This is a genomic window from Campylobacter sp. 2018MI13 (assembly GCF_018501135.1).
Classification (GTDB): domain Bacteria; phylum Campylobacterota; class Campylobacteria; order Campylobacterales; family Campylobacteraceae; genus Campylobacter_E.
In genome coordinates, this window is the sequence record NZ_JAHCZC010000347.1 from 1 (window position 1) to 233 (window position 233).

At 51.1% G+C, this 233-nt stretch carries 1 rRNA gene; it reads right to left on the reverse strand.

The window, feature by feature from the left end:
• Positions 1–233 (reverse strand): 23S ribosomal RNA (locus KJQ99_RS10330); the annotation flags it as partial.

Genomic DNA, 233 nt, shown 5'->3' on the forward strand with positions numbered 1-233 from the left:
GTTTGATTGGCCTTTCACCCCTATCCACAAGTCATCCGGAGCCGTTTCAATGGCCGTCGGTTGGGTCCTCCACTAGTTCTTACACTAGCTTCAACCTGCTCATGGCTAGATCACTTCGTTTCGGGTCTGCAGCATCTGACTTATCGCCCTATTAAGACTCGCTTTCGCTACGGCTTCACGTTCGCTTAACCTTGCCAGACACCACAACTCGCAGGCTCATTATGCAAAAGGCA